General features: G+C 64.2%; 24 protein-coding genes. 16 read left to right on the top strand and 8 right to left on the bottom strand.

Going from position 1 to position 25,199, the window contains the following annotated elements; translation table 11 throughout:
• Positions 1-10 precede the first annotated feature (10 nt).
• The 9 genes from ACMYLB_RS01695 to ACMYLB_RS01655 all read left to right on the top strand — a co-directional run bounded on the left by ACMYLB_RS01695 (position 11) and on the right by ACMYLB_RS01655 (position 11,359).
• Complete coding sequence (locus tag ACMYLB_RS01695) at positions 11-3,187, top strand: efflux RND transporter permease subunit (protein ID WP_415909260.1); 3,177 nt, start codon at positions 11-13, stop codon at positions 3,185-3,187.
• Positions 3,184-3,591 carry a hypothetical protein gene (locus tag ACMYLB_RS01690; RefSeq protein WP_415909259.1) on the top strand — a complete coding sequence of 136 codons (408 nt, stop codon included), beginning with the start codon at positions 3,184-3,186 and terminating at the stop codon, positions 3,589-3,591. Before ACMYLB_RS01695 ends, ACMYLB_RS01690 begins: the two co-directional genes overlap by 4 nt.
• A 23-nt stretch (positions 3,592-3,614) precedes the next feature.
• Positions 3,615-4,076, top strand: a complete 462-nt coding sequence (locus tag ACMYLB_RS01685) for a hypothetical protein (protein WP_415909258.1) — start codon at positions 3,615-3,617, stop codon at positions 4,074-4,076.
• A gap of 14 nt (positions 4,077-4,090) precedes the next feature.
• Positions 4,091-4,435, top strand: coding sequence for a P-II family nitrogen regulator (locus ACMYLB_RS01680; RefSeq protein WP_415909257.1), 345 nt, complete (start codon positions 4,091-4,093; stop codon positions 4,433-4,435).
• Between the two features lie 211 nt (positions 4,436-4,646).
• Complete coding sequence (locus ACMYLB_RS01675; RefSeq protein ID WP_415909256.1) at positions 4,647-5,102, top strand: hypothetical protein; 456 nt, start codon at positions 4,647-4,649, stop codon at positions 5,100-5,102.
• Positions 5,102-5,533, top strand: coding sequence for a hypothetical protein (locus ACMYLB_RS01670; protein ID WP_415909255.1), 432 nt, complete (start codon positions 5,102-5,104; stop codon positions 5,531-5,533). Before ACMYLB_RS01675 ends, ACMYLB_RS01670 begins: the two co-directional genes overlap by 1 nt.
• Before the next feature lies 1 nt (position 5,534).
• Entirely contained in the window at positions 5,535-6,896 is a 1,362-nt protein-coding gene (locus ACMYLB_RS01665; protein WP_415909254.1) for a TolC family protein, read from the top strand.
• A gap of 44 nt (positions 6,897-6,940) precedes the next feature.
• Complete coding sequence (locus ACMYLB_RS01660; protein WP_415909253.1) at positions 6,941-8,929, top strand: heavy metal translocating P-type ATPase; 1,989 nt, start codon at positions 6,941-6,943, stop codon at positions 8,927-8,929.
• Between the two features lie 54 nt (positions 8,930-8,983).
• Entirely contained in the window at positions 8,984-11,359 is a 2,376-nt protein-coding gene (locus ACMYLB_RS01655) for a copper-transporting P-type ATPase (protein WP_415909252.1), read from the top strand.
• Positions 11,360-12,022: 663 nt separating this feature from the next.
• Here ACMYLB_RS01655 and ACMYLB_RS01650 read toward each other — a convergent pair.
• The gene (locus tag ACMYLB_RS01650; protein ID WP_415909251.1) at positions 12,023-12,226 is read right to left on the bottom strand and encodes an antitoxin Xre/MbcA/ParS toxin-binding domain-containing protein; all 204 of its coding nucleotides are present in this window, start codon (positions 12,224-12,226) and stop codon (positions 12,023-12,025) included.
• Positions 12,227-12,830: 604 nt separating this feature from the next.
• Entirely contained in the window at positions 12,831-12,968 is a 138-nt protein-coding gene (locus ACMYLB_RS01645; RefSeq protein WP_415909250.1) for a hypothetical protein, read from the bottom strand.
• Here ACMYLB_RS01645 and ACMYLB_RS01640 point away from each other — a divergent pair.
• From ACMYLB_RS01640 to ACMYLB_RS01615, 6 genes are all read left to right on the top strand, one after another.
• Positions 12,967-13,314, top strand: coding sequence for a hypothetical protein (locus ACMYLB_RS01640; RefSeq protein WP_415909249.1), 348 nt, complete (start codon positions 12,967-12,969; stop codon positions 13,312-13,314). The genes ACMYLB_RS01645 and ACMYLB_RS01640 overlap by 2 nt on opposite strands.
• A gap of 47 nt (positions 13,315-13,361) precedes the next feature.
• The gene (locus ACMYLB_RS01635; RefSeq protein ID WP_415909248.1) at positions 13,362-14,468 is read left to right on the top strand and encodes a hypothetical protein; all 1,107 of its coding nucleotides are present in this window, start codon (positions 13,362-13,364) and stop codon (positions 14,466-14,468) included.
• A gap of 159 nt (positions 14,469-14,627) precedes the next feature.
• Positions 14,628-15,128, top strand: a complete 501-nt coding sequence (locus ACMYLB_RS01630; RefSeq protein ID WP_415909247.1) for a TIR domain-containing protein — start codon at positions 14,628-14,630, stop codon at positions 15,126-15,128.
• 191 nt (positions 15,129-15,319) lie between these two features.
• Positions 15,320-15,631 carry a TIR domain-containing protein gene (locus tag ACMYLB_RS01625; protein ID WP_415909246.1) on the top strand — a complete coding sequence of 104 codons (312 nt, stop codon included), beginning with the start codon at positions 15,320-15,322 and terminating at the stop codon, positions 15,629-15,631.
• Between the two features lie 120 nt (positions 15,632-15,751).
• Positions 15,752-16,213, top strand: a complete 462-nt coding sequence (locus ACMYLB_RS01620; protein ID WP_415909245.1) for a toll/interleukin-1 receptor domain-containing protein — start codon at positions 15,752-15,754, stop codon at positions 16,211-16,213.
• A 6-nt stretch (positions 16,214-16,219) separates the two neighbouring features.
• On the top strand, positions 16,220-16,726 hold the full coding sequence (locus tag ACMYLB_RS01615; RefSeq protein ID WP_415909244.1) for a TIR domain-containing protein: 507 nt from the start codon (positions 16,220-16,222) through the stop codon (positions 16,724-16,726).
• Between the two features lie 6 nt (positions 16,727-16,732).
• Here ACMYLB_RS01615 and ACMYLB_RS01610 read toward each other — a convergent pair whose 3' ends face one another.
• Together ACMYLB_RS01610 and ACMYLB_RS01605 are read right to left on the bottom strand one after the other, a co-directional pair.
• The gene (locus tag ACMYLB_RS01610) at positions 16,733-17,461 is read right to left on the bottom strand and encodes a hypothetical protein (protein WP_415909243.1); all 729 of its coding nucleotides are present in this window, start codon (positions 17,459-17,461) and stop codon (positions 16,733-16,735) included.
• A complete protein-coding gene (locus tag ACMYLB_RS01605; protein ID WP_415909242.1) occupies positions 17,458-18,675 on the bottom strand; it encodes a toll/interleukin-1 receptor domain-containing protein in 1,218 nt (405 codons plus the stop codon). Before ACMYLB_RS01605 ends, ACMYLB_RS01610 begins: the two co-directional genes overlap by 4 nt.
• A gap of 322 nt (positions 18,676-18,997) precedes the next feature.
• Here ACMYLB_RS01605 and ACMYLB_RS01600 point away from each other — a divergent pair, with 322 nt between their 5' ends.
• Positions 18,998-20,095: an aldose epimerase family protein gene (locus tag ACMYLB_RS01600; RefSeq protein WP_415909241.1), complete on the top strand. Its 1,098-nt coding sequence runs from the start codon at positions 18,998-19,000 to the stop codon at positions 20,093-20,095.
• Positions 20,096-20,098: 3 nt separating this feature from the next.
• Here the strand turns inward: ACMYLB_RS01600 and ACMYLB_RS01595 are convergent, their stop codons facing one another.
• From ACMYLB_RS01595 to ACMYLB_RS01580, 4 genes are all read right to left on the bottom strand, one after another.
• Positions 20,099-20,482: a response regulator gene (locus tag ACMYLB_RS01595; RefSeq protein WP_415909240.1), complete on the bottom strand. Its 384-nt coding sequence runs from the start codon at positions 20,480-20,482 to the stop codon at positions 20,099-20,101.
• Between the two features lie 58 nt (positions 20,483-20,540).
• A complete protein-coding gene (locus tag ACMYLB_RS01590; protein WP_415909239.1) occupies positions 20,541-21,863 on the bottom strand; it encodes a sensor histidine kinase in 1,323 nt (440 codons plus the stop codon).
• A gap of 65 nt (positions 21,864-21,928) precedes the next feature.
• Complete coding sequence (locus ACMYLB_RS01585) at positions 21,929-23,611, bottom strand: hypothetical protein (RefSeq protein WP_415909238.1); 1,683 nt, start codon at positions 23,609-23,611, stop codon at positions 21,929-21,931.
• A 162-nt stretch (positions 23,612-23,773) separates the two neighbouring features.
• Positions 23,774-25,183, bottom strand: coding sequence for a sigma-54-dependent transcriptional regulator (locus tag ACMYLB_RS01580; RefSeq protein ID WP_415909237.1), 1,410 nt, complete (start codon positions 25,181-25,183; stop codon positions 23,774-23,776).
• Positions 25,184-25,199: the final 16 nt, after the last annotated feature.

The following is a 25,199-nucleotide window of genomic DNA, read 5'->3' as shown; positions in this document are numbered from 1 at the left end:
TTCATTTTCCATGATCGACAAGATTCTCGAGTTTGCCCTGCGCCAGCGCGTCTTCGTGCTGCTTGGCGCGGTGGCACTCCTATTCGTCGGCACATGGTCGGCCTTTCGGCTGCCCATTGATGCCGTGCCCGACATCACCAACGTCCAGGTGCAGATCAACACCTCCGTTCCCTCGCTCGCACCCGAGGAGATCGAAAAGCTCGTCACGTATCCCATCGAGGTGGAAATGGGCGGTATCGAAAAACTCGTCGAAGTCCGCTCCATTTCCAAGTTCGGCCTCTCGCAGGTTACGCTGATTTTTCAGGAGGACACCGATATCTATCGCGCCCGCCAGCTCACGGGCGAGCGCCTCCAGGCGGTGCTCGATGATCTGCCGCCTGGCGTCACGCCAAAGCTCGCGCCGATCACGACTGGCCTCGGCGAAATCTATCACTACACGGTCCGTTACAAGGAAGGCTTCAAGGCCGCCCCGGCCGATCCGGTGGACCGCCTGCGCGAACTCAAGCTGGCCCAGGACTACATCGTGAAGCCCGCGCTGCGCACCGTGCCCGGCGTCACGGAGGTGAACACCTCCGGCGGCTACGACAAGCAGATCGTGATCATGCCGAACCCGGCGAAGCTCACCAGCGTGGGCCTCACCGTGGGAGAGGTGGCCGACATCGTCGCGGAAAACGTGGCCAATGCCGGCGGCTCCGTGGTCGAGAAAGGCGGCGAGGCCGTCACCGTGCGCGCTATCGGCCGCGTTCAGACGACCGAGGAAATCGGCAACCTTCCGATCCGAATCTCCGGCGCGCGGGCCGGCGCGCTGCGCGTCAGGGATGTGGCCGATGTCGCCATCGGCTCCGGGGTTCGCACCGGTTCGGCGACGCACGATGGCGCCGAGGCCGTCCTCGGTTCCGCCCTCATGCTGATCGGCGAAAACAGCCGGTTGGTTTCCGGCCGCGTGCATGAGCGCATCCAGGAACTTCAGGCGAAACTCCCTGCCGGCATGGAGGTGGAGACGGTGTATAACCGCACCGATCTCGTGAATGCCACCATTCGCACGGTGGAAAAAAATCTCCTGGAGGGCGCCATCCTCGTGATCGCGATCCTCATCGGCCTGCTTGGCAACTGGCGCGCAGCCCTGATCGTCGCCACGGCGATCCCGCTCTCGATGCTCTTTGCGATGACCGGCATGGTCCGCTACGGGGTGTCGGGCAACCTCATGAGCCTTGGCGCGGTGGACTTCGGCCTGATTGTGGACGGGGCCGTGGTCATGGCGGAAAACGTCGTCCGCATGCTGGCGCATCGCCAGCATCAGCTCGGCCGCCTCCTAACCCGAGAGGAACGACTGCACACCATTCTAACCGCGTGCAAGCAGGTCGGCACGCCGACGGTCTTTGGCGTGGCGATCATCACTATCGTTTATCTGCCGATGTTCACGCTCACGGGCGTCGAAGGAAAAATGTTCACCCCGATGGCCTTCACCGTGGTCTTCGCCCTCATCGGCGCACTGATCCTCGCCCTAACCGTGGTGCCCGTGCTGTGCTCGTTCTTCATGACCGCGAAGGTGAGCGAGGAGGACAACTTCCTCATTCGCTTCGCCAAGCGGCTCTATACCCCGGTGCTGCATTTCAGCCTGCGGATGCGCTGGCTCATGTCGGCCATTGCCATTGGAGTTTTCGCGGTGTCCACATGGGTGTTCACGCACCTCGGCGCCGAATTCATTCCGCAACTCGATGAGGGCTCGCTCGCGGCCCAGATGATCCGCACCACCAGCATCGGGCTCGCACCCTCGATGCAGATGCAAAAGGCAGCGGAAAAGCTCATGCTGGAAAAGTTCCCCGAGGTAACGCACACCTTCGCGCGCGTCGGCACTTCTGAAGTGGCGACCGATCCCATGGGCGTGAACGTGGGCGACAGCTACATCATGCTCAAGCCCCCAGCCGAGTGGCGGAAGATCGACGGGCGCACCATCACGAAGGACGAATTGACCAACCTGATGTCAAAGGAGCTGGCGGTTCATTTCCCCGGCCAGAGCTACCTCTTCTCCCAGCCGATCGAACTCCGCTTCAACGAACTGCTCTCGGGCAGCCGCGCGGACATCGCCATCAAGGTCTTCGGCGATGACTACGACACACTCGAAAAGGTCGCCGGCGAGGTCCGCGAGATCGTGGAAAATATCCCCGGTGCCGCCGACGTGGAGTTCGACGCGGCAGGCAAGGCCCCCGTGCTCCAAGTGGTGCTTAACCGTCAGGCGATGACTCGCTACAACGTCCATGCCGACGAGGTGAACAAGGCCATCGAAACCGCGTTTGCCGGCGTCGAAGGCGGCGTGATCGTGGACGGCAACCGCCGCTATCCGGTCGTCACCCGCTTGCCGGAATCGGCGCGTCAGGACTTCGCCAACGTCGCGAATCTCCCCATCCGCACGACCGATGGCGGCATGGTCACGCTCGGGCAGGTGGCCGACGTGTCCATGACCGAGAGCGTCAACACCATCAGCCGAGAGGCGTTCCAGCGCCGCATGGCCATCCAAGTCAACCTGCGCGGGCGCGACGTGCAGAGCTTTGTGCTGGAGGCGCAACAGAAGATCGGGTCCGGCGTGAAACTGCCGGGGGGCTACTTCGTCGAATACGGCGGCGCGTTCAAAAACCTACAGGAGGCACGCATGCGCCTCGCCATCGTGGTGCCGGCGGCGCTCGCCCTCATTTTCCTGCTCATCTTCATGGCCTTTGGCAGCGTGCGTCAGGCCTTGATCGTTTACACCGGCATCCCGCTCGCCGTGACCGGCGGTGTTTTTGCCCTGTGGCTGCGCGACCTGCCGTTCTCGATTTCAGCGGCGGTTGGCTTCATCGCGCTCTCCGGCGTGGCGGTGCTCAACGGCGTTATGATGATCTCCTTCATCAACCAACTCCGCGAGGAAGGCAGGAACGTCCGCGATGCAGTGATCGAGGGTGCGCTGACCCGACTGCGCCCCGTGCTCATGACCGCCCTCGTCGCCGCTCTCGGCTTCGTGCCAATGGCGCTGGCCAGCGGCTCGGGTGCCGAAGTCCAACGTCCCATCGCGACCGTCGTCATCGGTGGCATCATCACAGCGACTTTCCTGACGCTGGTGCTGCTGCCAACGCTCTACTGCTGGTTCGAGCGCGACGATCAGGCATCCCGTTCCGCCAATTCTGCAAACCCCAACGAAAGACACGCATGAAAACCCTCCCGTGGCTATTGCTTCTCGCCGTGGTCGGCCTGACCGGCTGCGTCACGCCGTTCCGGGCTCCCTCGGACGTAGCGCACATCCAACTCACGCGTGGCGATTCGCCGTTCGTCCGGGTCGAGAAAATCTGGCTGGAGCGAAAAAAAGGCCCGCTGGTCGTCAAGGGTTACGTCGTCAAGCGACTCGAAGCCGACGACACGACCCAAACCCATCTGGATGTCACGCTCTACGATTCCGCGGGCGCGGTGCTCCGCCGCACCGTGGGGCATTTTGAACCACGCCAGATTCCGCGCCGCTACCGGCGGCCCGATTATGCGAGCTACAGCGTGCCGCTCGATCCACTTCCGGGCGGCACCGTGCGCATCGAAGTGCGCGCGCATGAAGGCGACCACTCCTGAATTCCAACCCCTGTCATTCATCCATGAAAACCATCCGTAACGTCACGTTCCTGTTCCTTGCCGTCGTCGCCTCAGCCACGGCGCTTCTCGCCAAGCCGATCCCCGGTCCCAAGGGCGGCAAAATCGTCACCACCGAAGCCCCCCACGTCGAGCTGTTCGTCGCCCCGGATCGCACCGTGGTCGTGTCGTTCTACGACCACGACCTCAAGCTCGTGGCCCCCGCCGCGCAGATCGTCTCCGCCGTGGCCGAGGCCAAGGGCGGCAAGGTGAACCTGACCTTCGCCGCCAAGGAAGGCACGCTCGTCTCCTCCAGTCCGCTGCCCGAGGGCGACGGCTACCGCGTTGTCCTTCAGGTGAAAGACAACGCCCAGGCCCGGCCAAAGAACTACCGCATCGAGCTCCACGACGAAGTGTGCGGCGAGTGCAAGCGTGCCGAATACGCCTGCATCTGCGACGACGCCGGCGGCGACAAGCACGATCACTGAGGAGAAACCAATCAATGAAAACCATCGTAGCATTCATTCGTTCCTCGAAGGAGGAGCCGGTGCGGGAGGCCCTGCACGATATCACTGGTGTCTCTGGCGCCACCTTCTCGGATGTTCGCGGTTTTGGCCGAGGCCGCGGTCACGATCATAGCCCGGGATCATCGGATGAAGTGGTCGTCGGCACGCTGCCCAAGGTCCGCGTGGAGGTGATGGTCTCGGCCGATCACGCCGACGCGGTCGCCGCCGCGATCGCGTCGGCGGCCCGAACCGGCAATCGGGGCGACGGCAAGGTCTATGTCCTGCCGGTCGAGTCTGCGTTGCGCATCAGCACGGGCGAAATCGGGGCCTCTGCCCTGTGAACAATCTCCCGGCCAAGTCATGGCCTGTGAGCGGCAGGAAATAAAGTGCGAGATGCGGCCGTGCGCAGTCTCCCCGGCCGCATCTTTCCCAAGCCCAAACCGAGTCCCATGTAATCCCATCCTCCAAGTCCGCCCGCCCCTCGGCGGCCGCCTCGGACCGAAACCTCAACCGCGAAACGCCCGGACCCCTATCTGGTCAATCGCCGTTCCCATGAAAATCCGTCTGCCCCTGTTCCTCGCCCTGAGCCTTAGCCTACTCAGCGGCTGTGCCAGCCAGGCCCAACGCCAAACCGCAGTGACCGCGACCCGCTACGGCGCGCCGCCAGAGGTCGTTCGCAAGATGGAGCGCGGTGATCGCCTCGCGCTCGCCGATCTCGGCCTCTTGGCCCAAGCCCATGTGCCCGACGACGACGTGCTGACCCACTTGCGACAGACAAACGTCTCCTACCGGCTCAAGACCGCGGAGATTGATCGACTGCGGGCGCAGGGAGTTTCGGACAGGGTCATCGACTACCTGCTCACCACGCCAACCCGCGTGGCCCGCCCATACCGCGGCTACGTTAGAGGTGGAGGCTGGTATCGCGGTTTCGGGCGTGGGGCTTTCGGGCATGGATACTACGGGCACGGTTTTGGCCACGGCGGCTTACACCATGGAGGGCATCACTGATGAAAACCGTGACCATGCTTCTCCTCGGATTGTTACTGCCGGTTGCGATCATCGCAGCAGACGCAGCCCCCCGGGCTTCGCCTGCAGCTAAAGCCAAGGCCAAGAAGGAACAGGTGTATGAGTTGCCGAAATCCGGCAAAAACCTTCAGCGCGGCAGCGCGGGCTGGATCAATGTCGAGGCCTCGGGCACACGCCTCGTCGTCAAGTTTTTCGACGCCAAGAAAAAGCCCGCGACTCCCGATGTGGAGCGGGGCTTCGCCCGATTCCAGTTTGCCGCCAAAAACTCCGTCCGCGCGGTGCTGCATCGCGAAGGCGACACTTTGGTTTCCACTGCAACCGTGCGCCCGCCGCACAACTTTCTCGTGATTCTCAGTCTGTTCCGAAGCGGCGAGGCGGAGTCGGCGGAATCCTACACCTTCAAGTATCCGTGACATGAGACACCGCATCCTTTCCGCACCGCTCGCTCTGCTGGCACTCATGATTGCGTTGCCGTCCTCGCGCGCGGCCGACGCGCCGGCAACGCCGCTTACCTTGGAGCAGGCGCTGGCCGAGGCGCTTGAGCACAACTTCGCGATCCGTCAGGCCCGGGAGCGCATACGCCAACAGGAGGGCGTTCTCACGCAGGTGACGGCCGCCGCCCTGCCCGGAGTTTCCGCTGCGGCGAATTATCAAAAAAGCTCAACCCAAACGATCCAGAGCAGCACTACGGCGGGCGAGAGCCTGCCCGTCTTCGTGCCGACCGGGCGCTACTGGCGGATGAGCATCACGGCTCGCCAGAACCTCTATGCCGGCGGAGGCATCCGTGCCGCCGTGAACGAAGCGACGCTCTCCCGCGATGCGGCGACGTTGCAGCTCAAGGCGACGATTGATGACGCGCTGCTGGATGTCCGCCTGAAGTTTTATGCCATCCTGCTGGCCCGGGCGCAGGTTGCCGTCGAAGAACAGAACCTCGTCGTTCTGGAACGCCAGTTGCGTGACGTGAATGTGCGGTTCGAGGTCGGTTCCGTTTCAAACTTCGAGCGGTTGCGCGCCGAGGTTGCGGTGGCGAGTGCCCGCGCGCCTCTGATCAAGGCCCGCAACGATCACCGGCTGGCCATCGAGGAACTGCGCCGGGCCATGGGCCGGACCGAAATCCATCCCTCTACCGCCTCCGACCGGAGCATCGAAGTCGCGGGCGAACTCCCGGCTGAACGGCTGGCGATCGAACTGCAGGAGGCGCTGGCCAGAGCGAAGGTGCAGCGTCCCGAGCTGCAGCGATTGACCCGGCTGGTCGAGGCGGCCGAGAGCGGGATCAACATCGCCCGTGCTGGTTTTCTTCCGACCTTGGCGGTGAGTGTGGGTGCCGAGCTGCGCAAAGGCCCCACGGACCGCTTCACCGATTCTCTGCGTGGCTGGCGCGCCGGGGTGCAAAGCGGCTGGAACGTGGCGAGTCGCGCCACGGCCGGGCAGGTAAAGCAAGCGGAGTCCCTGGTGGAACAGGCCCGCCTCGCCCGGGAGGAAGCTGAACTTGCCGTGGAGATGGAGGTCCGGCGGGCCATCGCCGCCCTCACCCAAGCCAACGAACTGGTCACGGCGACGCGCAAATCGGTCGAGCAGGCAGAGGAGGCGCTGCGCGTTGCCGAGGTGCGATTCAAAGCCGGCACCTCCATCCAGCTTGAACTGTTGCAGGCTCAGTCGGCCCTGACCGTGGCTCGCACGAACCGGCTCCGCGCCGATCATTCCCATAGCGTCGCCGCCGCCCAACTGCACCGGGCAATGGGTGAATCAGAAATCGAATATGTCTCTCCACAATAGCCAGTCGGCCACAGATAGCAGATGCCGAAATAACAGACCCGACCATGAGCCAAGAGCACTACCCGGATTCCCATGACGACTCGTGCTGCCACGGACACGACGACGAAGCCAATCATCTGGAAACCAGCAGCCTTATCCTCTCGGGTGGGCTGGTTGGTGCAGCCTTGCTGACTCATGCAACAGCCTTCGACTCGAAGAACGTGACGGCGGCACTGGCCTTCGGGGCCATGGTGGCCGGGGGCTGGTTTCTCCTGCCCAAGGCCTGGGCCGCAGTCCGTCAATTCCGCCCGGACATCAATCTGCTCGTGGTGATTGCCGCCGTCGGCGCCTCGACCATCAGCGAATGGGTCGAGGCTTCCGCCGTGGTTTTTCTGTTCGGTGTGGCCGAGTGGCTTGAAGGTTGGGCCGACCGGCGTGCCCGGCGCGCCACCCGGGCCTTGCTCGAACTCGCCCCGCAGACCGCCCGGATGATGCGCGACGGCCGTTTGGTCGAGGTGCCCGTGGATCAGGTTGGCGTGGGTAAGATCATCGCGGTGGCCTCCGGCATGAGTGTGCCGCTCGATGGCGTGGTCGTGACCGGGGAGTCCGCCGTCAATCAGGCGCCGATCACCGGCGAATCCGTCCCCGTGGACAAGCGTGCGGGCGACCCGGTGTTCGCCGGCACGATCAACGGCGAGGGCTCGCTGGAGGTCCACGTCACCAAGGCGGCCGGCGATACCACGCTGGCGCGCATTATCCGTCTGGTCACCGAAGCCCAGGAGCAGAAGGCTCCGACGCAGCGTTTCGTGGATGTCTTCGCGCGCTACTACACGCCGGCCGTCACAGTGGTGGCGCTGCTCGTGTTCCTGATTCCGCCGCTGGCGATGAATGGCGAGTGGAGCGTGTGGCTCTATCGGGCCTGCGTGCTGCTGATCATTGCCTGTCCGTGTGCGCTGGTGATTTCCACGCCGGTCAGCATCGTCGCCGGCCTCACGGCATTGGCGCGTCGCGGCGTTTTGGTCAAAGGCGGTGCCCACCTCGAAACCATCGGTCGCCTGAAAGCCCTGGCCGTGGACAAGACGGGCACGATCACCGAGGGGAAGCCCAAGGTGCAGGGAGTCGAACCGGTCGGCTCCGCCACGGAGAGCGATGTCCTGCGCATCGCCGCAGCCATTGACGACCACTCGGCGCATCCGCTCGCCAAGGCCGTCGTGGCCCATGCCCATGAGCGGCAAACTGCCTTCACCCGGGCGGAAAACTACCAGGCGCGCAGCGGGCGAGGAGCAGAGGGTCGGGTGGACGGGCATGATTATTTCGTCGGCAACCACCGGTTCACGCGCGAATTGGGCGTTTGCTCCGAGGACGTGGAGCGCCGCTTGGCTGCGGTCGAGGAGCGTGGCTTGTCCGTGGTCGTGGTGGGGCATCGTCCGCACGACGGCTGCAAAGGTGAGGTGCTCGGTGTCATCGCGGTTGGCGATACGCTGCGGCCGAACGCGAAGGCCGCTGTAGCCGACCTGCACGCCGCCGGGGTGGCCGAGGTCGTCATGCTCAGCGGCGACAATCAGCGCACGGCGGACTACATCGCCCGGAAGGTCGGCATTGATATTGCGCGCGGCGACCTGCTCCCGGACCAGAAAGTCGAAGCCGTGAAGGCCCTGCGGGAAAAGCACGGGGTAGCCGGCATGGTCGGCGACGGCGTGAACGACGCGCCCGCGATGGCGACGGCCAGCATCGGCATCGCCATGGGAGCGGCTGGAACGCATGCCGCCATCGAGACGGCCGACATCGCCCTCATGCAGGATGATCTCGGCAAGATCGCGGATAGCGTCCGCTTGGGACGCCGCACGCTCGGCGTCATCTATTTCAACATCACTTTTGCGCTCGCCCTCAAGGCGGTGTTTCTCGTCCTGACTCTGCTAGGCCATGCCAGCCTTTGGTTCGCGATTCTCGCGGATACCGGGGCGACGCTCCTAGTGGTTGCAAACGCGCTGAGGTTGCTCCGAACACCTCCGGACTTTGTCGCCAATCCCGCCGCTGCCGTTGCGAACACCTGATCGAGAGCTTCTTTCGCCGGTGTAAGATTTGGGTAGTCTTTCCGTCTACAAGGTATGCACGACCACCATCAGCACGAGGCGAAGAAGGACGAACCGGGCCATGCTTGCTCGCACCAGGATACTCGTGGCGAAGCGGCGCATGACGAGCGGGCACGCTCCGACCAATGCGGCCACCAACACGGGCACTCGGTGACGCCATCGGCCGCGGCAAAGTATTTCTGTCCGATGTGCGAAGGCGTGGAATCGGACGTGCCCGGTGATTGCCCCAAATGCGGAATGCCTCTTGAGCGCAACCCCGCATGGACCGGTCAGGCGAACGTCATCTACACCTGTCCGATGCACCCGGAGGTGCGGCAGGATCATCCGGGAGACTGCCCCAAGTGCGGGATGCCGTTGGAGCCCGTCGCCGCGGAAGACGATGACGCAGGTGAACGGGAGCTGCAGCAACTCGCCCGCAAGCTCTGGATCGGTTCGGCACTCGCGTTGCCGGTGTTTCTTTCCGCGATGGCGGGTATGGTGCCGGCCATCGCTGGCAACACCATCTTCGCCAGCGAGTGGCGCCGTTGGGCCGAATTTCTACTCTCCGTTCCGGTCGTAGCCTGGACCGGAGGATTCATCTGGCGCCGGGCCTGGAACTCGCTCCGGCACCGCAGCGCCAACATGTATTCGCTCTTAGCGCTGGGTATCGGTTCGGCGTTCGCGTTCTCCGTGGTTGCACTGGTCGCTCCAAATCTGTTCCCGCACGAGATGCAGCACGGAGGGTCGGCCGGCCTCTATTTCGAGGCAGCGGCCGTCATCACCGTGCTCGCGACGTTCGGCGAATACCTGCAGGAGCGCGCGCGACGCCGCACCGGCCAAGCCGTGAGGGCGCTGCTGGACCTCGCGCCGAAAACCGCTCTTCGCCTCCGCGACGGCGTGGAAGAGAACGTCCCACTCTCGGACATCCAGGTCGGCGATCTGCTCCGAGTCCGCCCCGGTGAGAAAATTCCGCTCGATGGCGAGATCGTCGAGGGACGCAGCAACGTGGACGAGTCGATGCTGACCGGTGAGCCACTGCCGGTAGACAAGTCCGTGGGCGATTCCGTGATCGGAGCCACGCTGAACCAAACGGGGGGATTCGTCATGCGCGCCGGCAAGGTGGGCGCAGACACGTTACTGTCCCAAATCGTCCACATGGTGGTGCAGGCACAGCGCAGCCGCGCCCCCATCCAGGCGCTCGCAGACAAGATTTCGTCGTTTTTTGTTCCGACGGTCATCGCCATCGCCGTGCTCACGGCAGTCGCATGGCTTGTTTGGGGTCCGGAACCGAAGATGATTTACGCCATCACTAACGCCGTCGCGGTTCTTATTATCGCCTGCCCGTGCGCACTGGGCCTGGCCACTCCAATGTCGATCATGGTCGGCGTCGGCCGGGGAGCGCAGCTTGGAGTTCTCATCCGCGACGCGGCGGCGCTCCAGCGGGCGGAGAAGGTGACGCATCTGGTGACCGACAAAACCGGGACTCTGACTGAAGGACGGCCTGAACTGACGGACATGTATGTGGCTGCCGGAGTGGAGAAGAATTGGCTACTGGCGCGTGCCGCCGCCTTGGAGCGTGGCAGCGAGCATCCCTTGGCACACGCCGTGGTGAAAGCAGCGGAGGCGAAGCAGCTCCCCATCCCCGCCGCGGATGACTTCCAGTCCATCACCGGCGCTGGTGTCACGGGGAAAATCGAGGGCAGGCGCGTCCGCGTTGGCAAGCGGAGCTGGCTGCTGAACGAAGGAGTCTCAATCGGCGCGGAATTCGATGGGCGGGCGGAGCAGATGCTCGCCTCGGGCGGGACGGTCATCTGGGTGTCGATCGACGACAAGGCCGCCGGGTTGATTGCCCTGTCCGATCCGATCAAAGCCACGACTCCGGACGCAATTCGCGCATTGCATGGGCTCGGTCTGACGCTCGTGATGCTGACCGGAGATCATCGGGCAACTGCTGACGCCGTAGCCCGCAAGCTCGGGATTGATCGAGTTCACGCCGGCTTGGCGCCGCAGGACAAGCAACGCATCATCGAGGACCTTCGTCGGCAAGGATACGTCGTCGCGATGGCCGGCGACGGCATCAACGACGCTCCGGCGCTGGCGGCCGCCGATATCGGCATCGCGATGGGAACAGGCACGGATGTGGCGATCGAAAGCGCGGGCATTACCCTCGTGAAAGGCGACCTCCGCGGAATCGCGAACGCACTCGCGCTCAGCCGTCAGGTGATGCGCAACATTCGACAGAACCTCTTCTTGGCCTTCGTCTACAATTCGCTCGGCGTCCCGCTGGCGGCCGGTGCGCTGTATCCGGTTTTCGGGTGGCTGCTCAATCCAATGTGGGCCGGCGCCGCAATGGCGCTTAGCAGTGTGTCGGTGATTGCCAACGCGCTACGATTGCGAAGCGCTCGTCTGTGACGGACTTCGGGCCGTCATTCACAGCCAGCCAGATGAGCTACAGGGGTGGCTTTACCTCTCGTTCTTCCCGATCGCGTGATCCTCGGGATTTTCAACCAAAGGCGAGAGTCCGGCCGCAAAAGGCCCATATCGCCTAACGACGAGTGCCGCTTCAGGGTCGGCGAACCGACTCGTCGTGACGCAGAACGCAACACTGCTTCTAGAGGGGGCAGTGCAGACTCAAGACGGCATCGTGCATGTGAAGGTCGAGCGAGTCGCGGCATTGCGCGATCCCGATCTACCTGTTCAAGCGAGTCACGATTTCCACTAAACCAGGCTGCGGCATCGAACGACGCGCATCTGGACCGGAGGAAGCGGACGATGTCAGCAACGTGTATGGGGCGCGCGATGTCCTACCTTTGCAACTGAGCGCAGAGTCAATTTTCGAATCCGCCCTGAGCGGAAATCGCATATCGCAGCGTGCAGAACCGCAGGAGGAGCGGAATCGGCGACGAGCGCGCAAACCGCGGAAGTTTCCTCCGGCGTGGCGGCCGATGCCGGCGGCGAACAAAAATCACGCGTCCGCGGGCGCATTGTTGCAAGGCCCGGCCAAAAACCGCTGAAGGTCCGATGCTGTGACGAGCCATGGGACCTGGAATCGTCTACTAAGCGGTGGATTCACATTCACAAATATACGCCGTGAGCAATTGCTCTGAGAATACTTGCTACCTGCTTCCGGCCCGACGCAGATCGCATGACACGAAGAGGAATCGCCTCACCAAGAGCGCGAGCAGGCTGCGTGAGCCACGAGGCCAAGGCGGCTTCATCTTCAAAGAGCTCCATACCGGCAGCTAGAACCTCGTCATCCAAGCGATCGAGCAGCTTCATGCATTTCTCGTAATGGAGTGTTCTTCTGCGCAGCGCCGCCGCGACCTCGCGACGTTGCTTAGAAGCATTCTCGGTGCTGTTTAGACCCATTTAGAGTGCGAACTTTCTTGGTAGATCTTTTATTTAGACTAAAAGTGCAATTTGGAGACCTTTCTAAACTCCGCTACTTTGCGGCCGGATGAGTTGATGCTTATGCCTTTCCCACATCGCGTCGGCGAGCGCGCCCGCGACGTGGGCATCCGAGACATCCATTCCCCAAATGCGATCTCCCATCACCGGCACTTCGAGGGGCGAAGGCGAACATTCTACAAAAGAAACGTCCCCGTTTGAGAGTCTTACAAAGAGCTCGTTGGTAGGAATGGCACCCCACATCGAACATCGAATATACGGATATTCTTTATCGGGAACCTGCCCGCCACCGGTTCAATCCTCGGGTAGCTCCGCGGCCGCCGCAGCGGGCCAAACGATCCTCGACTAGCACCCCGCAACCGCAGCCTGAACCAATCGGAAAAAGGAAGAAGCATGCGGCGGCCGATCCCGACAGTGCTGGGGCGGCGGCCAAGATGCCTCCCTTCCGCCAGATGGTGCGCGAGGCGGTTTTAGCTCAGACGACCGCGTTCTCGAAGCGGGATATGCAGCCATCCAGCCCGAAGTCGTCACGGTCATCGATCAGCGCATTGCGCTCTGCTCTCACAGCCCTGGTTTTTTCCTGCGGCGTAGCGGGATGCCAGATGTTAGCCATGGAGGAAATCGTCGAGAGACACGGCCCCATGAGCCTGAACATTCCGGAAGGGCCCGGTGACGTCACAACCTTGGACGGCATCACGTTCGTGGATGGCGGACAGCCCGCGCGCCCCGCGCTGCTCGAACAAGGAACTAGCTTCCTCTTTCGCAGCAGCAATACCGAGCCGCTGAAGCCGGGGAGCAAGATGCGACGCCACGTCTTCAACTATCAGGCGTTCGTCGAACGCGCGCGGAAGAACGGATACGACGGCTATGTCATCGTGGGAGACCACATTTCGCCGGATGCGCGCGGACGCCCCGCCTATTGGGAGACTCTGCTCGTTCCATTTCGCTATGCGAAGTAACCGGGGCTCCGTCACCTGCCAAGTCGCCGGTGAACGGGCTAGATCGAATGATTTTTGGCGAAAAAATTGACGCTATTTCCTCGGCAACGCGTTCTGACGAGATGGACCAAAAACCGTTAACATTGACGTTCGAGCCAACGCCTGTGCCTGTTTCGTTTCTGCTGACCGAGGAAGCGGACACAACACGGGCGGCAGAGCAGCTTGGTGAATTCGTGGGCGCGCTTGCTGTGAAGATTGGGATTCCGTCCGAAGTAATCGAGCGGGTCGTCGTTGCAGACACTGCGCGCTATGGCGACGCGCTGGCCCAATTCGAAGGAAAACGCGAATTCACGAATTCCCATGGACTGCTCGCGGTCGGGAAGACGATCAAGGTGAAGGGTCCGAAGCCGGTGCGATCTGTGATCATCCTGAACGTTGCGATCGTGGGGGCTGTGCTGAACGCGGGGCGCACAAAAGGCTGGTCTGTGGCTCAGTGGTCTCAAGAGGAGCAACACAGCTTTTACGTGATTGCGCACGAAATTGGACATTGTGCCGATCACCTTCTCCGCGAGGAAATCGAGGACGATGGCACTTGGAGAGACGAATCCGGCCGTCGGGTCACAGACGCGAAATTCGCGAATATCCATGCTTACCAATTCTCGATGGTTTATCCCGAAATCGCTGCGTGCGTGATCAGCGGAGCGAATTACACCGCCGAAATGCGGTTCGTCGATGCGACGATGAGCAATGCTTCATTCCTGAGCATGCTTCGTGAGTTGGAGACGATGACCGCTGCGGATTCCCGAGACTTGGCGGAAATATGCCGTCAGGTTGGCGCGGTGTTCTGGTTTGTGCTCTTTCAGCACGGAAAATTTGTCGGCTCCCAAATCGGGAATGCTAAGCTCGAGAAAGCTTCACCGTCGGAACTGTGGACGATCGCGAAAGTGATCCCGGATGTTGCTGATGCGCTCACACGCGCTGAAACGGCGATCATAGAAGCGTGGAACCGCTATCCGCAGATCCCTCCGGGGCTTCGAACGGAGCTCACGGATTGTTTTCACGTGCTCTGCCAAGCATGCGGTTACTCGCTAGAGGAACGAGGCGGACAAGAGGGCGTTTGGTGGAATACTTTCAAACGCTTCACGGTGCGTTTGCTCCTCGAAAGGTCGCGATGAACCACGCACTGCGCCGCGCTCCTGCGCGATCGGCGTGGCGTTCGATCCGGCCTAGTGTTAGTTCCGGACTTGAGTCCAAGACGGTATTTATTGAGTCTTCGAATATCGAAACGTGTGGGCCAGCGCGTTCGATCTCTAAACAGTCAAGCCCCCTGAACTATGCCCAAAAAAGTATTTTTCAGTTTCCATTATGAAAATGACAACTGGCGAGCGGCCCAAGTGCGGAACATGGGTCTCGTCGATGGCAGCATCCCGGCAAAGGACAACGACTGGGAAGCCGTGAAGCGAGGCGGCGATGCCGCGATCCAGAAATGGATTGACGGTCAAATCGCCGGTCGCGTCTGCGGGATCGTGCTGATCGGTAGTGCCACCGCAGGCCGCAAATGGATCCAATACGAAATCGGGAAGTGTTGGAACGATTCGAAAGGCCTACTTGGGATTTACATTCACGGCTTGAAGGACGTAAACGGCTTCCAGGGAAAGATGGGCAATAATCCGTTTGCGGATTTCACGCTCAAGAACGGATCGGTGAAGCTGTCAGACGTAGTGCCGACTTACTTGCCGCCTTACTCGGCGAGCACGGACGTTTACGCTTACATCAAGGACAACCTTGAATCTTGGATCGATCACGCGATCCGAGTTCGCAATACCTACAGTTAGCGCCACGATATGCCGCTCACCTCCGAAATAATCGATCCGTCATCGCCCGCCGTTCAGGCTCACCTGACCATAGAGCAGAGCGTGATTCAGAGGATGAGCACGAACTCAAGTGCCTGCAAAGGATGGGCAATCGCGCTTGTGGCGGGAATCTTGGTCGTCGTCGGCGACAAGGGGAATGGATCGACGGCCAAATGAAAGGCGCCTCGGTCATTGTCGTTCTCATCGGCGCCGAAACCGCGGGCCGGAAGTGGGTGAATTACGAAATCAATCGCGCTTTGAGTAGCGGGATGGGCATGCTCGGCGTTACGATCCACAACTGCAAGGATCCGAGGATCGGGCCAGATTTTCCGGGTCGCAATCCTTTTGATTCGTTCGTCGCCTCGAATCGGCCTGGTTCGCCACGCCTCAGTTCGATTGTGCCGGTCTACGATTGGGTGATGAACGACGGCTACAACAATTTCGGGAAATGGGTCGAAGCCGCCGCACGGGCGGCCGGTCGTTAGCGTATGGCACTTTTCACGGAATCGTATCTTCGCAACAAAGGAACGTCTACTACCGTCTACGCATCGGAAACGACGAGACGTGAAAACGCAGCCCGATCGCTACTAACCGAGCGTCGTGCTGTGTCTTCGACGGACTCCTTCGACATCTTTCTTTCTCACGCCTCGGAGGATGCTATCATTATCAAGGCGATTCGCGACGAGCTGGTCGAGGGTGGCTACAAAGTATACGTTGATTGGATCGACGACCCGCAGCTGGACCGCAGCCATGTCAACGCGGCGACCGCCTCGCTGCTGCGAGAAAGAATGCGGCAGTGCAAGAGCCTGCTTTTCGCTACCTCAAGCGCCGCGCGGAAGTCGGTGTGGATGCCGTGGGAGCTCGGTTATATGGATGCGTTCACAAACATGCGGGTCGCCATCGTTCCGGTGGTGCCGGATAGCGAAGCGAGCAAGGACTTCAAAGGTCAGGAATATCTCGGCATCTACCCTTACTTCGACAAGACGGGCGCGAACTTCTGGGTTCATCGGGACAGTTCACGTTACGTTTCGTTTGCCCGCTGGCTGCGGGAGGGCGCGAACATCTGAACTCCCGTGGGCAGACGCGTTTTCTTCAGCTTCCACCATCAGCACGACAGTTGGCGCGTCGCGCAGGTGCGCAATTCATGGCTGACCAAGGGAGAAACCAATCAGTTCATGGATGCGGCGGCCTGGGAGTCGGTGAAGAAGAAGGGCGACGCCGCAGTTAAGCGGTGGATCGATAATCAGCTCCATGGCACCAGTGTCACGGCCGTGCTCGTGGGAACGCACACCGCCAAGCGCCGTTATGTTCGCTACGAAATCGAACAAAGCCTCGCGCGCGGAAATGGTCTGCTGGCGATTTTCATTCACGGTTTGAAAGACCGACGAGGCGAGACTTCGGAGGAAGGGCCAAACCCACTCGACGCTTTTTCGGTTCCCAATGGGAATTCGTTCACAAACTGGCTCTTCCCGCAGTGCGCGGCATCCAGCGTCTATCCCGCCTACTACTGGATCAACGATAACGGGCGCGAGAACCTCAACGACTGGATTGAAGACGCCGCCCGGCGCGCTGGACGGTGAACCAAATCAGTCTAGCGCTGGAAGCTGCTGAGCGAAGAGATCCCGGTTTTGAGCGAGGTGCTCGAAGACAATGCTGACGCAGGCCGCGATGTTATCGCTCGAGAGCAATTCGGAATTCTTTTCGCGGGAGAGGCCATTCCTCAGACTGTGGGGATCGAGTTTGAATTTCTCGGCGACTTGAGCCGCCTCGCCCCCTAACCCTCCGACGACAAAGCACGCCAGTCCGCGCTTCTGCGCCAGCGCGACTTCCTCTGCGACACCCGGAATGAGCCCCGTTCCTTCGTGGCGCATTCCGCCGACAGCGACGAGGACGCTCATTTCATTTATCAGCACTCGCCGCATGGCGGTCAGGCTTGCGTTTCGAACCGCTTCGTTGCTCGGGTCTCCCTCGCCGACCTGCGGAACCACGATGAACTTCGAGGATTTCGCGAAGCGTTCACTTTCAAACGACCGCAGATTTTTCGACCACAGTGCGGACATGCAGATGGTGACATCCAGTTCGGCGGTCCCTGCGCCTTGCAGTTCCGCCTGCCGGAGGAGGATCGGTGTAAATGTTGGGTGCGCTCCATGCACCACGCGTCCCCCGTATTTAATTGTAAGGCCCGCGAGCTGTGCGACGAATTCGAGGATGCTTCGGTCCTGCGCGACTTCGGTCCAATACTTCCGCTCAGGCACGGCACCGGAAAACCCGACGGCTAGGCCACGAAGTGAGATCGGTTTGTCAGCGGTAATCATGGGCGATTGGCAAAGTTGCTTTTTAGGACAGCCAAAACCTCGGAATGGTGCAGCAAGATCACTTCCGTCGAATTGACGAGTTCGGCCGCGAGTTCGATCTGGCGTAATTGCGCGGGCGGAATGACGAGGCCATCGTAAACGTAGAGCGCGTAATTCGCGCGAGGATCAATGCCACGGAAATGCTGCACGAACGTGCGCAGCGCGGGATCATACACTCCGTCGAATGGCGAGCAGTGGGAGAAGACGCGATGGACTAGCCGCCCTTGGGATTTTTTCAGGGCTTCGTAGACGAATCGATCTCGTTGGTTCCAGTCGTAGTTGTCCGCGAGGAACGCGTTACGGACCTGGAGCGGTAGCGAGAGGCGACGCTGGAAGATTTCGCACAGGAACGCCTCCATCTCCGTCAGCACTGACTCTAAAAAGCTCTGATCGACGCTCGGCGGCGCGTCACTTCCGGGAAGGTCGAGCGCGACGGTGCGCTGCAGTGTGTCGAGCATGCGGAAACGCGAGCACAAGACACGTTCATTTCGGCGACGGAAAAGGACGGGAAGAACGGGGATTAGGTTACCGTTCGCGAGGCTGATCTCGATGTTGATCCACTCGGATTCCGACGCGCGAGGAGTGTCGAGGAGCAAGACCAAGTCCGCGCGCGAAAGATTTGCTTCAATCTGTTGCTGCACCGGTTCGCCCGGACCAATCGAGGTTTGGCCGTCGAAATCATCGCGAGCGTCATCGCGCCACACTTTGTAGCCCTCGGATTTCAGGTAGTTCTCGAATTGGGCGGCAAGGCTGGTCCCGTCAACTGCGCGGTAAGAGATGAAAATCGTGTGGTCGCGGCTCCGTAACGCCAGCCCGAGTCGGGCGCCGATTCGGGCACAGCCGCGAGCGAACCCGTCGGCGTCAAACGGAAGCGCTTTGATCCCGTCAAGCGGCGCGGGTGGCACTCGCGCGCTTGGACTTGTAGCCACCGGAAGGATGAACGGAGGCGGGGATCGCCGCTGGGCCGCCTCAACAAACCTCAACCCGTCCGATGAGAGAGGCGCGCCGTCGAAGGGAACTACGAGCGCATCGCTCCAAGTTTCTGGCTGTGTCCACGAACGCGGCTGGCTCGAATCAACGATCTCGATCGGGAGACCAGCGAACTTCGCTTCGAGGGCTCTTCTGATTTCGCCGGAATGGGCGTCAAAACGGGTATCACTTAGAATTACGATCATGCGTGCGGCCCAGTCTCACCATGTGGTTGGGCCGCGCCCGGTTACAACCGGAAAACCAACCGCTTTGATTGGATTCTTCAGAGGTGGCGTTTCAATTATTCGCTTTTCCGGCGCATTGAATTCTCAATGTAACAATCGCCTCCCTCGGGCGCAGGTGGCGTTCTTAATTCTTCAAAAACACCAACCTCCTCCTTCCAGCGCGGCCCGTGCGGCCGCGCTTTTTTTGGCCGGCGCGGTCCCGGCGCCTTGACGCACGGGCGCTGCGCTAGCGTTTGACCCTCCGCGCGAGTGCGGGAGAATCGCGGCGCCGCTGTCTTCCCCCATGTCCGCCAAACGCTCCTCCTCTCCCGCCGCGATCACCGCCGCCCCGTTCGGCAAACTGCCGGACGGCCGCGCGGCCACGCTCTTCACGCTCGTGAACGCCCACGGTGTTCGCGCCGACATCACCGATTACGGCGCCACCATCACGCGCCTGCTCGTGCCGGATCGCGTCGGCAAACTCGAGGACGTTATGCTCGGCTACAACTCCGTCGAAGATTACGTGAAGGGCTCGCCGTATTTCGGCTGCGTCGTCGGGCGCGTCGGCAATCGCATCGCGCACGGCAAGTTCACGCTCGACGGGAAAAACTACACGCTCGCCACGAACAACTCGCCGGGCGGCATCCCCTGCCACTTGCACGGCGGCAAGGTCGGCTTCGACAAGGTCCTCTGGACCGCCACGCCCGAGCTGAAAGCCAAGATGCCCACGCTCACGCTGCGCTACCGCAGCCCGCACGGCGAGGAGGGCTACCCGGGCAACCTCGACGTCACCGTCCGCTACACGCTCACGGACGACAACACGCTGCGCGTCGAATACGCCGCGACCACCGATCAAGCCACGCCGGTCGCGCTCACCCAGCACGCCTACTTCAACCTCAAGGGCGAGGGTCGCGGCGACATCCTCGACCACGAGCTCACGATCAACGCCTCGCGCTTCACGCCGGTGAACGCCGGCATGATCCCGACCGGCGCGATCGCCTCCGTCGGCGGCACGCCGCTCGACTTCACCACGCCGCACGTCATCGGCGCGCGCATCGACGCCGCGCACGAGCAGCTCCAGCTCGCCGGCGGCTACGACCATAACTTCGTCCTCGACGGTCCGACGCGCCAGCTGGCCTTCGCCGCCCGCGTGCGCGAGCCGGCCAGCGGCCGGGTGATGGAGGTGTGGACCGAGGAGCCGGGCGTGCAGTTCTACGCCGGCAACTTCCTCGACGGCTCCAACGTGGGCAAGAACGGCGCGCGCATCGTCCGCCGCGGCGGCTTCTGCCTCGAGACGCAGCACTTCCCCGACTCGGTCAACCAGCCGGCGTTCCCGACCACGATCCTGCGGCCGGGCCTGCGCTACGAGACGCGCACGGAATTCCGTTTCTCGGCCGCGTGAGCGTCAGCTCGCCGGCTCGAGGGCGGCGAGCAGCTCGACGTCGGTGAACGGCTTCTGCAGGCAGACCTGCGCGCCGGCGCCGGCGGCGATGGTGAGGCAGTTCGTCGAGTTGACGTAACGGCCGCCGCCGGAGATCGCGATCAGGCGCGGGACGTGCCGGCCTTCGCGGCGCACGCGGTTGAGCAGCTCGATGCCGTCTCCGTCGGGCATGAGCACGTCCGTGATCAGCACGTCGACGGCGACCGAATCGAGGATGGCCGCCGCCTGGCGGCCGGAGTTGGCGCTGACGACGGAGTGGCCTTCGCGCCGCAGCAGCTCGGAGAGAAACTCCACGATGTGGGTCGAGTCGTCGACGACGAGGACGGAATAACGTTTGGAGGCAGGCATGCGTGGTAAGGCCCGTGCCGGAACGAATATGCGTCGCCGGACCGAAAGCAACGCTGCGTCACGCCGCCGCCTCGCGCCGCGGCAGCACGACCTCGAAGGTCGTGCCGCGCTCGCCGGTCTCGCGCAGCGTGAGCTCGGCGCCGATCTGGCGGGCCAGCAGGTGGCTGATGGCCAGGCCGAGGCCGGTGCCGCCGGGTTTCGTGCTCTGGCCGGGGCGGAAGAGCGCCGCGCGCACGCGGGGCGGGATGCCGCGCCCGGCGTCGGCGATGCGCACGCGCCAGGCCTCGGCGTCGGTGGCGACGGTCACGCGCACCTCGGCGCCGCGGGGCGTGGCCTCGATGGCGTTCTCGATCAGGTTGCCGGCGACGAGCGCGAGCAGGTTGCCGCGGTGGCTGGGCAGCGAGCCGTCGGCCGCGGCCGTCTCGAGCGCGAAGGCGACGCCGCGGGCGTGCGCCGCGGCGCGGTGGCGCTCGCGGAGCAGGCTGGCGAATTCCGGTCCGCTCAGCTCGTAGGTGACGTGCGCCTGGCGCTCGCCGAGCATGGCGACGGTCTGCTGGATCATCTGCTGGAGCCGCGCGGTGTAGTCGGCGGCGGTCTGCCAGTCGTCGCTGGCGTCGCCGGCGCCGCGCGCGGCCATGACGGCGCGCAGGCCGGCCACGGGTGCCTGCAGGCCGTGGAGCAGGTGCGAGGTGATCTGGCCGAGCACGGAGGCCTTGGCGGCGAGCGAGAGCTCGAGGTTGGCGCGGATGAGCCGCTCGTTGCGCTCCGCGATCTCGCGCTGCGCGCGGGAGAGGCGCCAGTAGGACAGGCCGACGACGAGGCCGACGAGCGCGGCGCCGATGGCGAGCGTGGCCCGCGTCTGGCCGCCGATGCGGGTGTCGATCGCCTCCAGGTCCTGGGCCAGCGCGCGGGCGTCGATCCAGTATTGCACCGCGCCGGCGAGGCGCGTCTCGCCCGGGCGGTAGAGCGGCAGCATCACCTCGAGCACCGGGGAGCTGTCGAGCGGCGTGTCGTCCGACCCGAAGGCGGTGTGGAGCATGAAATCCGGGTGATAGCGGCTGACGGGCTGGAGGCGCGTGAGCTCGAGGTAGTCGGCCGGGGCGAGGTCGATGAACGGCAGCGAGGCGGGCACGGCCTGGACCAGGCCGCCCTGCTCGTCGAAGACCGCCATGGCGAGCAGGCCGGGCTGCTCGGCGCTGCGGAGGACGGCGCGGAGGTTGTCGCCGTCGGGCGCCCCCGGCGCGGCGGCGGCGAAGCGCTGCAGCACGATGGGGTGGAGCATCGCGCCGGCGCGGTCGATGAGCGTGCGCTGCATCTCGTCGCGCAGCTCGTGGCGGGCGGGCAGGAGCAGCGCGGTGAACACCCCGATCAGCGCGAGCACCGCCGCGGCCGCGACGATGCCGGGCCGGGCGGTGAGGAGGCGGAGGACGTGCAGCGCGGTGGTTTTCAGCGGTTGAGCAGCGGGAGATCGAGCTTCTCGAGCGCGGCGCCGAAGAGCAGGCGGCGCTGTTCGGGCGAGAGGCCGGGCTGGAGCGCGGCGGTCTCGTAGTCGGCGTAGCGCAGCCAGTTTTCCTGCTGGCGGAGGGCGTGGTCGAAGACCGCGAGCTGCTGGTCGATGGTCCGGGCGGACTGGCGGCCGGCGAGGCTGCTGGCGATCGAGAGGATCTCGGTCGTGAGCTGTTCCTTCTCGCGGGCGAGGACGTCGTAGGCCTTGCGCTGGCTGGCGTTGAACGGCGCGAGCTCGGCGAGGGCGGCGGTGCGCTTCTGCGCCAGCTCGGGCTTGGAGCGGCGGCTGGCCACGATCTGGATGCTCGGCGCGCCGTCGAGACGCGAGAACTCGACGCGGTCGTCGGGGAACTGGGTGCGCAGGGCGTTCAGCTGCTCGACCATCGCCTTCTGCCAGGCGTTTTTCTGGACCATGTAGGCGGAGATGCGCTTCAGCAGCGGCGCGGGCAGCGGGAGCGCGGCGGGGCGCGCGGGATTCGGGAAGGGCGCGAGGCCGATGCGGATTTCCTCGGCGAGCTGCTCGAGCGCGGCGAACTCGGCCGCCTGCGAGGTGGCGAGGGCCTTGAGGGCGTTGGTGCGGGTGCTGGCCCAGAACGCGCGGTCGGTCTTGTAGAGCGCGTCGCGCAGCTCGTGCTTCAGCGCCGCCTTCTTGGTGCGGTAGGCGTCGATCTTGGCCTCGAGCTCGGCGGGGAGGCCGGCGGGCAGGCGGATGCGCGCGGTGAAGGGCGAGAAGTAGAAGAACGGCCCGGGCGTGCCGAGCGAGATGTCGGCGTCGGGGGCGCGCAGACTGTCGGCGAGCTCCATCGCCATCTCGCGGAGGAGGAGGCGCTGCGGCGAGGAGAGGCCGTCCTGGAAGAACGACGCGCCGACGATGACCTTGATCTCGTCGAGCTGCGATTCCCAGCGGGTGTCGTCGCCGAGGCGCCACTGGCGCAGGTCGTCCCAGTCGACGCCGCTCTGGAGCCAGGAGCCGTTGACGAGGTTGTCGCGGATGCCGTCGGCCGTGGTCTCGAGCGCGGCGAGCGCCGGCGTCTGCACGCCGGCGAAGGCGGTGAGCTCGCGCACGCGCGTGTCGGGGTCGACGCCGGCGAGCGACTCGAGCTTGGCGCGGAGCGCGCCGACGGCCTGGAGGCGCGCGGCGATGTAGCCGTCGAGCGTCTCGCGGCGCTTGCGCGAGAGATCCTCGGAATACATCAGCGCGCTGAGCGGCGCGTAGAAGGTGTCGTAGATGCAATTGCGCAGGAGCGGCGGCAGCGTCATCGCCGTGAGCGTGGAGGAGCTCGGCTTCGTCACGGGGACCGCCTCGCCCAGCGCCGGCGGCGTGGGGGGCAGGAAGATCATCTGCCGGCGGACGGTGACGGTGGTCGAGTAGCCGCTGTTGAAGGGCGTGTAGAAGTGGTTGAAGCCGCCGTTGAACCGGTCGCCGTAGAAGCCGGAGTTCGGGAAGGAGCTCTCGACCTGGTAGGTCGTCGTGTTGTTGGTGTAGTTGCGCGGGGTCTCCTGCACGGTGCCCGACGACGCCGGGGCGGAGGAACTGCTCGTCTGCTCGGCGGCGAAGCCGGCGACGGCGAGGGCGAGGGCGAGGGCGGAAAGCAGCAGGGTGAAACGAGGGATGGGTTTCATGCCGGAATCATTGCGAGAAGCGTGCCGTGCCGGCGCGGGCGGCGCGGCGTCGTTGCCCGGGAGAAGCTTGCGGAATTTTTCGGAAAAAACGAGCCGTGCGGCCGGGCCGGCGATTGGTGGCAGTCCCCCAATCCCGCGCGCGCCGCGGCGGACGATTGGGTGTCAGCCCCCATCGGGCGGCGGCAGCTGGCGGCGGGCGGCGAGCCGGTAGCGCAGGAACTCGCGCGTGACGCCGAGCCGGCGGGCGGCGGCGGAGACGTTGTGGTCCGTCTCGCGCAGCGCCTCGGCGACGAGCGCCTCCACGACCTCGTCGATGGCGAAGCCGCTCTCGGGCAGGCGCCACGCCGGATTGCGCCAGGCCGGCGCGCCGGCGGCGCCGGCCGGGGCGGGCTCGGGCGCGCTGAGGGTGGCGAGGTCGAGCGTCGGGCCCTGGCCGAAGATCAGGGCCCGCTCGATCTCGTGGGAGAGCTCGCGGATGTTGCCCGGCCAGCCGTGGGCGGCCAGCGCGCGCTCGGCGGCGGCGGAGAACGCGACCGCGCCGCGGCGGTGGCGCCGGGCCAGGCGGGCCAGCAGGTGGCGGGCGAGCGGCACGATGTCGGCGCCGCGCTCGCGCAGCGGCGGCAGCGCGACGTGCAGCAGGTGCAGGCGGTGGAACAGGTCCTCGCGGAACCGGCCCGCGCGCACCAGGCCGTCGAGCGGCTGGTTGTTCGCCGCGATGACGTGGGTGTCGACCGCGAGCTCGTGGGTGGCGCCGAGGCGGCGGATGCGGCCGTCGTCGATCGCGGTGAGGATCTTGGCCTGCGTGGCGGGCGGGAGGGAGCCGATCTCGTCGAGGAAAAGCGTGCCGCCGTCGGCCGCCTCGAAGAGGCCGAGCCGGCCCTTCTTCGCGTCGGTGAACGCGCCGCGCTCGTGGCCGAAGAGCTCCGACTCGGCGAGCGCCTCGGGCAGCGCCGCGCAGTTCACGCGCACGAACGGCCGGGCGGCGCGCGGGCCGCGGTCGTGCAGCCAGCGCGCGAGCAGGCTCTTGCCGGTGCCGGTCTCGCCCTCGATCAGCACCGGCGGCAGCCGCTGCTCCAGCCGGGTGAGCGCGGCGAGGATGGAGTCGAGCTGGCGGCGCAGGCCGCCGAGCTGCTCGCCGAAGAAGAACTCCTCCGGCGCGTCGCGGTGCTCCTCGCGCCGCTCGGCCACGCGCCGGCTGCGGCCGCGCAGCAGCGCGACGGGCAGCTGCTCGAACTCGAAGGGCTTCGCCAGGTAGTCGCAGGCGCCGAGCCGCATGGCCTCGACCGCCTCGCGAATGCCGCCGAACGCGGTCATGACGACGACGGCGGTGTTCTCCGAGAACGCGCCGGCGCGGAGCAGCTCGAGCACGTCGCCGTCGGGCAGGTGCAGGTCGGCGACGGCGAAGTCGAAGCGCAGGTCGGCCAGCAGGCGGCGGGCGGCGGCGAGGTCGCCCGCCTCGGTGACCTCGCTGCCGAGCGAGCGGAGGTAGGCGGCGAGGCGTTTGCGCAGCGCGGCGTCGTCCTCGAGGAGGAGCACCTCGCTGCCGGCGGGGAGCGCGGTATCGGAGCGCATCGCGGCCATTGCCGGA

Source organism: Oleiharenicola sp. Vm1, from assembly GCF_047777955.1.
In the GTDB taxonomy this organism is placed as follows: domain Bacteria; phylum Verrucomicrobiota; class Verrucomicrobiia; order Opitutales; family Opitutaceae; genus Didemnitutus.
Note: the sequence above shows the minus strand (reverse complement) of the source record. Positions and strands in the feature narration are given on the sequence as shown.

Excerpts from the sequence above, each read along its gene's own strand:
- ACMYLB_RS01640 (WP_415909249.1), top strand. The coding sequence starts at position 12,967 with ATGGAGGAAATCGTCGAGAGACACGGCCCCATGAGCCTGAACATTCCG.
- ACMYLB_RS01585 (WP_415909238.1), bottom strand. The coding sequence starts at position 23,611 with ATGAAACCCATCCCTCGTTTCACCCTGCTGCTTTCCGCCCTCGCCCTC.
- ACMYLB_RS01650 (WP_415909251.1), bottom strand. The coding sequence starts at position 12,226 with ATGAAGCTGCTCGATCGCTTGGATGACGAGGTTCTAGCTGCCGGTATG.
- ACMYLB_RS01600 (WP_415909241.1), top strand. The coding sequence starts at position 18,998 with ATGTCCGCCAAACGCTCCTCCTCTCCCGCCGCGATCACCGCCGCCCCG.
- ACMYLB_RS01660 (WP_415909253.1), top strand. The coding sequence starts at position 6,941 with ATGAGCCAAGAGCACTACCCGGATTCCCATGACGACTCGTGCTGCCAC.
- ACMYLB_RS01605 (WP_415909242.1), bottom strand. The coding sequence starts at position 18,675 with ATGATCGTAATTCTAAGTGATACCCGTTTTGACGCCCATTCCGGCGAA.
- ACMYLB_RS01695 (WP_415909260.1), top strand. The coding sequence starts at position 11 with ATGATCGACAAGATTCTCGAGTTTGCCCTGCGCCAGCGCGTCTTCGTG.
- ACMYLB_RS01680 (WP_415909257.1), top strand. The coding sequence starts at position 4,091 with ATGAAAACCATCGTAGCATTCATTCGTTCCTCGAAGGAGGAGCCGGTG.
- ACMYLB_RS01635 (WP_415909248.1), top strand. The coding sequence starts at position 13,362 with ATGATTTTTGGCGAAAAAATTGACGCTATTTCCTCGGCAACGCGTTCT.
- ACMYLB_RS01675 (WP_415909256.1), top strand. The coding sequence starts at position 4,647 with ATGAAAATCCGTCTGCCCCTGTTCCTCGCCCTGAGCCTTAGCCTACTC.
- ACMYLB_RS01625 (WP_415909246.1), top strand. The coding sequence starts at position 15,320 with ATGAAAGGCGCCTCGGTCATTGTCGTTCTCATCGGCGCCGAAACCGCG.
- ACMYLB_RS01595 (WP_415909240.1), bottom strand. The coding sequence starts at position 20,482 with ATGCCTGCCTCCAAACGTTATTCCGTCCTCGTCGTCGACGACTCGACC.
- ACMYLB_RS01630 (WP_415909247.1), top strand. The coding sequence starts at position 14,628 with ATGCCCAAAAAAGTATTTTTCAGTTTCCATTATGAAAATGACAACTGG.
- ACMYLB_RS01670 (WP_415909255.1), top strand. The coding sequence starts at position 5,102 with ATGAAAACCGTGACCATGCTTCTCCTCGGATTGTTACTGCCGGTTGCG.
- ACMYLB_RS01580 (WP_415909237.1), bottom strand. The coding sequence starts at position 25,183 with ATGCGCTCCGATACCGCGCTCCCCGCCGGCAGCGAGGTGCTCCTCCTC.
- ACMYLB_RS01645 (WP_415909250.1), bottom strand. The coding sequence starts at position 12,968 with ATGGCTAACATCTGGCATCCCGCTACGCCGCAGGAAAAAACCAGGGCT.
- ACMYLB_RS01690 (WP_415909259.1), top strand. The coding sequence starts at position 3,184 with ATGAAAACCCTCCCGTGGCTATTGCTTCTCGCCGTGGTCGGCCTGACC.
- ACMYLB_RS01685 (WP_415909258.1), top strand. The coding sequence starts at position 3,615 with ATGAAAACCATCCGTAACGTCACGTTCCTGTTCCTTGCCGTCGTCGCC.
- ACMYLB_RS01665 (WP_415909254.1), top strand. The coding sequence starts at position 5,535 with ATGAGACACCGCATCCTTTCCGCACCGCTCGCTCTGCTGGCACTCATG.
- ACMYLB_RS01655 (WP_415909252.1), top strand. The coding sequence starts at position 8,984 with ATGCACGACCACCATCAGCACGAGGCGAAGAAGGACGAACCGGGCCAT.
- ACMYLB_RS01610 (WP_415909243.1), bottom strand. The coding sequence starts at position 17,461 with ATGATTACCGCTGACAAACCGATCTCACTTCGTGGCCTAGCCGTCGGG.